Annotated in this window: 9 protein-coding genes; 5 read left to right on the forward strand and 4 right to left on the reverse strand. The window is 39.7% G+C overall.

Annotation, left to right across the window (positions count from 1 at the left end; all coding sequences use genetic code 11):
- Nucleotides 1–156 precede the first annotated feature (156 nt).
- Entirely contained in the window at nucleotides 157–321 is a 165-nt protein-coding gene (locus tag ACFFAP_RS03135; protein WP_167407613.1) for a hypothetical protein, read from the reverse strand.
- 297 nt (nucleotides 322–618) lie between these two features.
- The gene (locus tag ACFFAP_RS03140; protein ID WP_375509857.1) at nucleotides 619–726 is read right to left on the reverse strand and encodes a hypothetical protein; all 108 of its coding nucleotides are present in this window, start codon (nucleotides 724–726) and stop codon (nucleotides 619–621) included.
- Between the two features lie 469 nt (nucleotides 727–1195).
- Here ACFFAP_RS03140 and ACFFAP_RS03145 point away from each other — a divergent pair, with 469 nt between their 5' ends.
- Nucleotides 1196–1690: an NUDIX hydrolase gene (locus ACFFAP_RS03145; protein WP_375509858.1), complete on the forward strand. Its 495-nt coding sequence runs from the start codon at nucleotides 1196–1198 to the stop codon at nucleotides 1688–1690.
- Nucleotides 1691–1784: 94 nt separating this feature from the next.
- Here the strand turns inward: ACFFAP_RS03145 and ACFFAP_RS03150 are convergent, their stop codons facing one another.
- Nucleotides 1785–1931, reverse strand: coding sequence for a hypothetical protein (locus ACFFAP_RS03150; RefSeq protein WP_375509859.1), 147 nt, complete (start codon nucleotides 1929–1931; stop codon nucleotides 1785–1787).
- Nucleotides 1932–2117: 186 nt separating this feature from the next.
- Here ACFFAP_RS03150 and ACFFAP_RS03155 point away from each other — a divergent pair, with 186 nt between their 5' ends.
- On the forward strand, nucleotides 2118–2930 hold the full coding sequence (locus ACFFAP_RS03155) for an alpha/beta fold hydrolase (protein WP_375509860.1): 813 nt from the start codon (nucleotides 2118–2120) through the stop codon (nucleotides 2928–2930).
- Nucleotides 2931–3305: 375 nt separating this feature from the next.
- On the opposite strand, the gene ACFFAP_RS03160 is transcribed toward ACFFAP_RS03155, so the two are convergent.
- On the reverse strand, nucleotides 3306–4193 hold the full coding sequence (locus tag ACFFAP_RS03160; RefSeq protein ID WP_375509861.1) for a DUF2382 domain-containing protein: 888 nt from the start codon (nucleotides 4191–4193) through the stop codon (nucleotides 3306–3308).
- A gap of 984 nt (nucleotides 4194–5177) precedes the next feature.
- On the opposite strand from ACFFAP_RS03160, the gene ACFFAP_RS03165 reads away from it, so the two are divergent.
- From ACFFAP_RS03165 to ACFFAP_RS03175, 3 genes are all read left to right on the forward strand, one after another.
- On the forward strand, nucleotides 5178–5627 hold the full coding sequence (locus tag ACFFAP_RS03165; protein WP_375509862.1) for a CAAD domain-containing protein: 450 nt from the start codon (nucleotides 5178–5180) through the stop codon (nucleotides 5625–5627).
- A 370-nt stretch (nucleotides 5628–5997) separates the two neighbouring features.
- Nucleotides 5998–6195: a hypothetical protein gene (locus ACFFAP_RS03170; protein ID WP_375509863.1), complete on the forward strand. Its 198-nt coding sequence runs from the start codon at nucleotides 5998–6000 to the stop codon at nucleotides 6193–6195.
- A 20-nt stretch (nucleotides 6196–6215) separates the two neighbouring features.
- Nucleotides 6216–6826 (forward strand): PRC-barrel domain-containing protein (locus ACFFAP_RS03175; protein WP_375509864.1); only part of this gene is annotated, 611 nt, incomplete at its 3' end.

Raw genomic sequence — 6826 nt, forward strand, 5'->3', positions numbered from 1 at the left:
GTAGGGGGAGCAGGGGAGGCAGGGGAGACAAGGGAGATAAGGGAGACAAGAAGAATAACCAATCCCCAATCCCCAATCCCCAAAAACAAAAAAGGGCGCACATTTGTACGTCCTAAAAGATAAATAATCTAAATAACAAGGATTTAAGCAGACAGCTTATTCAGTGTCAGCTGCTGCTGCTCCTTCTTCTTCTTCACTCTTTGGTGGTCTTTGTTGGAACCTTCTTTGCATTCTTCCTGTAGTAGTCCGTTTACGAAACTTTCTGGCATACGCCTGGTTCCGTAGCGCCTTTTCTTTTTTCGGGTTACGGCGCTTGGCCATGTTCACCTCATTAATAAACAACAAAAAAGTAGCAACTAGGCATCACGTAGGCAATATCAGTTACCAATGTTATTGATATACTTGTAGCCTAGTGCAGCAATAAATACGCTTTAAACAGTGTACTAGTCTATCGCATTCAACCTTGCTCTGTCAATAATAATTTAGAATTATCCCCACCAGCTAGACGAAAAGCCCGGAACACAATTATGTGTGACTTTTGACTTTCGCTTTGCGGTACTAATTGTTGTTCTTGGAACAAACTAATCAATATTATCAAGAATTAGGTAAACTACCTACTTAATTAAGGCATACATGACAAGTTTTAGGACTAGGGAAAAATCTGTCTACTTCTTGATAAATTTTTCCTTCTGCCTCTGCCTTGTATTTAAGCATGGTACAAAACATTCTCCAGCCAACTTAATGAATGGATTTAGCTAGGCAGTCACAACGTATCATACCTTTAACATTGAGATTTTCCACTACAATTACTTGGTTATCGTTAACTATCCTACGCGATTCCCTAGCGGGTAGGTGAGAGGCTTCTTGCTATTTAAGCTAAATTTTGGACTCAAACTTATCATTCAGATTGTTTTTTTTAATGTGTGCTGAAAAATATTAGTGATAGCTGATTTGGGTAAGGCTAATGTTAGTTTGAAACTGAAAAACTTTCTGAGCAAGCAAACTGTATGTATACATGAATACAGTGCTTATCTTGAAACTTGATGTTAGAATCAATAATATTCTACGTGAATCATGAGAATAAAATCTCAAACTGCAAACATACGTGTATAAAGCCAAACTCATCAATAATCTCATTAGTTGAGTTTATGTAAGTGGTAGAGAACTAGAGAATACAATACAAAAATTTTGAAGATTGAACGTTATTGCTTTTTTTCCGGCAGCTGTCCAGTCCACACGTAGCTTATGGCGTATTGGACAAACAGTATTGGGTATTATATTTCGTCATCCCATTACTGGCACTAGTATCATCCCAATTTTACCCGATGGTCGGATTGTACTGATCCGACGGCGTGATGATGGTCTTTGGGCATTGCCTGGAGGCATGGTGGATTGGGGAGAAGATATTCCCAACACAGTCCGCCGGGAATTGCTCGAGGAAACCGGGCTAGAATTGCTGAAAATTAATCGTTTAGTAGGAGTTTACTCCGCACCAGACCGCGATCCCAGAATCCATTCAATTTGTGTTGTGGTTGAAGCCGAGGTACATGGGACAATGGAGATTCTAGATACTTTGGAAGTCATGGAAATCCAAGCTTTCTCTCCCAATTTGCTGCCTTCAGGACAGATGTCTCACGACCATACTCGGCAGTTGCAAGACTACTTAAATGGCTTGACAACACTGGCATAACAATATTTAGTCATTTGTCATTTGTCACTTGTACTGAGCGATTCGTGCCGAGCCTTGGGAGAGCGTAGCCGTAAAGCCTGCGGCATAACTACGCTTAGGGCGAAGCCTCTTCTTCGAGTTGGGCAAAGCCGAGGTAAGCCGAAGTATTTGTCATTTGCCGCCAAAGTATATGATCTAGGGAAGCTTCTCTACGAGACGCTGTGTTTCGACTCCACTCAACATAAATTCGCGTTCGGCTCACACTTCTCTGTTTGTAATTTGTCCAAAACTAATTACTAATGACCAATACTTCGGCTCCTTTCGACTTACTTCGACTTACCTCGGCTTACTTCGACTAGCAAGAGTACAAGTCGCTCAAGACAAGTCGCTCAGTACAAGTGACCAATGACTATTTATTATGGTGCTAAAAGTTAACTAATAAATTAAAATGAATACACTATTCCGTAACTCGCGGATAAAGCTCTCTCAAGGGCTGATATTCTGGCGTGAAGTCGGTGAAAAAACTCCTATAATTTTTTTACATGGTGCTTGGAATGAGAGTAGTCAATGGTTATCTGTGATGGAGTCCCTTGCACAAGATTTCCATTGCTTTGCACTTGATTTGTTAGGGTTTGGTGAATCAGAAAATCCGAATATCCACCATTCGATAGATTTACAAGTAGAGTGTTTGGCTGAGTTTTTGCAAGCTGTCAAGCTAGAAAAAGTCTATTTAGTAGGGCATTCTCTTGGGGGTTGGATTGCTGCTAGTTATGCTTTAAAGTATCCAGAGAAAGTTGATGGTGTGGTACTGCTTGCACCAGAGGGTGTAGAGATAGCAGGACAAGAAGAGTATTGCCAGAAGATGCGGCGATTACTGAGCTATCCACCACTAATAGTTAAATTGTTGCGATCGCTAACTCCCTTCACTAAAATCTTAGGTTGGCATGACAAAATTGCACAAGACTTGCAGCTGCGTCAGGCACTATTGCCGTATTCCATAGGTTGTCAGTTACTTTTCAAACGGCAACAAGCAGAAATTGAGGCGGAATTAGTGCAAAAGCGGCTTTACATGATAGATGTGCCAGTTTTTATTTTACAAGGTGGCCAAGATACACCAGATGCTTTAGTCAAGAGCCGGGTTTATGCTCAGCTGATGCCGAAAGTCGAGTTGAAAATGATTGCCCATGCCGGAAACGATTTACCAGAATCTTGTGCTGAAGTTGTAGCAATTGAAATTCAGGAGTTTATTAAAGAAAATTAGTAATTGGAGGAAAGCGGGTTACGTATCTCAAAAGCCGTGAACTCAACTAATATAAACTAAATTATTGAGAGTTTGCTGCCAATCTGCTACACATATTCCTTCGCTCTCAAACCACGATATGTGTTTTAAGTTTGTATGGCGATGAGTTCAGCCAATGCAGACTTGACGCTTTCTAATTTGAAGAAGTCTCTCCTCTGCTGTGGCTAAATCGGTAGATTAAATCTAATTGGGGATCTCTACAACTCTTGCGAACGCATACAGAAAGCAAATACATTTGCTCGATCACAAAAAGGCCGAAAACCCTTAAAGAGATTCCAGACTCAGTCTGGAATCTCTGTGCTGTCTGACAAGCGATGAAGGCTAAAAGCAGTCTTCTTAAATACGGTCTTTGGGCAACTTATTACCAGTTTTTTCCTCAATAGTACCACCGTCAGCATCAACATCTAACTCTTCACGTCGAATGGTCTCTTTAACTTCAACGGTTTCTTTGTCTACAACTTTTTGGACTCTGACTTCTTCGCGCACAAAAGCTTCTTTCTGGACATCAGCAACTTCTTCATAGAGTTCTATATGTGCTACCTCGCCCTCACCGAAGTTAGCTGTTTCAGCAGACACAACTTTGCCTGCATCTTGAGGAGTAACTCGCTCAATCACGACTCGCTCTCTTTCCACTGGAACAGAAACTCTTACAGTTTCTGTTTCAACGTGCTTGCCAATTGTCACTTCTCCAGTTTTCCGGCGTTGTTTGTTGGCAACCAATCTTTCTTCGTAAAGTTTGAAGGTTTGGTCTTCATGAGCGTTGACATCATACAGATCCGCGTCCTGTGCGTATGTGTAGTTGTTGCGATCATAAGTGGGAGCAGTACGACCATCTGTCGATGCTAGCGCAGCTGAACTTTCTACAGACGGTGTGCGATATCCTCCACGCACCCGTTCTTCATAGTCGTAATCAAGCGCTGTGTGTTCTTGATATTCAGGCAACTTTTCTGCTTGCTCTTTTGTGATTCCAACGGCATATACACGGTTTGCTCTAGAGTCAATACGCGATTTTCCTATTGGTAGTAATACTTTCTTGCCAAAAATCCATAAGCCTAAGTCAACAATTAAATAGCGGAATGCTCCTTGGTCGTCTACTACAGCATCATTTACTGTACCAATTTTCTCATCAGTTCCCTGAAGATACACATCCATTCCTTTGATGTCGTTACCTTGAATAGCATTCTGGTAATCTGTATCAAATTCACTTATTTTTTGCAGTGGCATTATTCTATTCCTTAAAATGTGCTGTTTCTTTTTTATAATTTAGCACATTCAATTTAGATAAATCTTGTTTCCGAAGATTGAGTTAAATCATATTGAGCTTTCAGAAAAAGTAGTAATCTCATTTAGTTTTACTTGCATTATAAAAAAGTCTTATTTCAATATCTTGACTTTTTTCACTCTGATGATGAAATCTATTATAACTAAAATTTTCCAGAAGTAAGTCAGGTTTTAGGGATTTTTCAGTCAGAGCTTTAACCCCGCATGAAAATAAGCCATTTAACAAAGTGGGGATTTAAACCTTGCTTACAACCTTCGCCCTAGAAAACTCTAGAGCGCAGTATTCATAAACCAGGACACCTCTATATATTAATATTTTTGTGACTAGATTCTAGCCGCAAATGTCAGGTTAAAACGCACCTACATTCATATAAATTCAGAACTTTCAGTTAGTTAAATTTCTTAAAACCTTACATTTCAATTAAATATCCTGATATTTGTTTAGCGCTTGTTGTTTGAGTTGAAGCCCTGATCTCACTCTAGAGAAAAAAAACTTACTCCAAGAGATTGATGAAAAACTAATATGAAAATGTCTTAATATTATTGAAGCCCTAAGAAATTAAGCGATCGCTTTAATTGAGCCGATTACTTAGTAATAATTAAAGGCAAGGCTACTGAGATTAAGCGTGTGAAAGCGATTCTCAAACGGCGAGTAATTGAGGATTTTATTATTTATGATGCCTCCGCAGGTGACAACTGAGGAGTTCGTCAAACAGTCAACAATGATAACAACAGTGAAGACCCTGCTGTTATCATTGTTAACTGCCGACATGAAACTTTTTAACTCACTGTATAGAGTCAAAAATTCATAGCTAAGGAAATAAAAGGCGTTAAAAATGTAGTTGTTAAAGCAACCGTTGCCAAAGTTGATAGCAACAAAGCCTAAACTTTAAAACTGTTCTCATTGCAGAAAATTAGGAGAGAATTATGGAAACTGAATTAGAGCAACAGCAATACGTTGATGCTGCCTCTCAAAACCGGATAGAAGCACTTAAAGGTTCAGAGGCTGGAAACTTGCCAATGTTACCGCCTGCCTCGGAAACTGAAGAACAATGGCAAAGAATTGGTAGACAGATTTCTACATTTTTGGCACAACTACCTGAGTACATAGGTAGGTTCTACCAAGAATACAAACTACCGATTATCAGCTTTGCTTTCCTTGTGATAACGGTTACGGCACTGAGAATATTTCTAGCAGTACTGAACGCAATAAATGATATTCCATTAGTTTCTCCAATTCTACAGTTCATTGGACTAGGTTACACAATTTGGTTTACTTTTCGCTATTTGCTCAAAGATTCTACTCGGCAAGAATTAGCAGGAGAAATTCGTTTGCTTAAAAAACAAATTCTAGGCAGACAAGAATCCCAGACTTAGAGCTAACTACAGTATAGTGGCGAATGAAAATTTTTTTTCACCATATATGTGTATTTAAATACTTGTGATCAAGTAAAACTAGGCTTTTTACTTGATCATTGTACAGATATATAGAGGTGTGCGTTAAAGTAAGTCGCTCCATCATCAGGACAAGCACTAATGAAAATGGCTTAAACCATCGATTAAAGAGATCAAAATAATCAAATGCCCATATTTTTTGTGGAATTTATTTATTTTTAAATAATAAACTGAGCGATGGCATATGGCGGGAGATAAATATGTACGTCAAATTAATAATGATGTAAACAACCTTATCTGATTTTTACAGCAAGCTTGGCAATAAAAAACAATAATAAATAAGAGGGAAAAAATGCCTAGACTCGTAGGACAGCGCTCTAATACTGGAGCAAACATCACCGTTCTCATCATCCTTGTCGCCATTTTTGGGGTATTTATGGAATACTTTGGCGTTATTGACATCGTTCCCGGTTTTGGCAGAGAGGGACGATATTTTCAGCTAAAAATTCAGCCAACTAACGAACAAGTTACTGGACAACCCAATCAATAATAACTGCGAGGAATAGAGAAATGCGTAAAGGTAGTGATGTGATCGATAAAGTAGTCGTCACCTCTGACAAGGGTCAGAAAATTCAGCGAATTATAGATTTAATTTTTGATCACAAACGCAATCAACTTTTGGGTTTCCTAGTTGAAGAGAAGGGACTATTTCGGGATGCAAAAGTTATTCCCCTACAAGAGGTGCAAGCGATCGGGTCAGATGCGATCATAGTTAAATCGAAACAATCTGTTGTTAAGGCACATCGTGTGCCTGCAATTAAAGAGATTCTACACCAGAATATCGTACTAAAAGGAACCAGAATTCTGACCACTGAGGGACTTTACCTTGGTGGACTGGTGGATTTGTTCTTTGATGAACATAGTGGACTGGTGGAAGGATACGAAGTTTCTGGCGGTGTATTTGCCGATGCTTACTCGGGGCGATCGTTCGTTCCTGCTCCAGAAGCACTGACAATTGGTGATGATGTTGCCTTTGTGCCTCCAGAAACTGCTCAGATGATGGAAGAACAGGTCGGTGGTATCCGGGGAGCTGTCCAAGCAACTGAAGACAGGTTCCAAGAATCGGCTCAAACGGCTAACCGCAGGCTACAGTCAGCAAGCCAGAATGCAGGTGAGCAACT

It is taken from the genome of uncultured Nostoc sp. (assembly GCF_964245575.1).
Lineage (GTDB): Bacteria > Cyanobacteriota > Cyanobacteriia > Cyanobacteriales > Nostocaceae > Nostoc.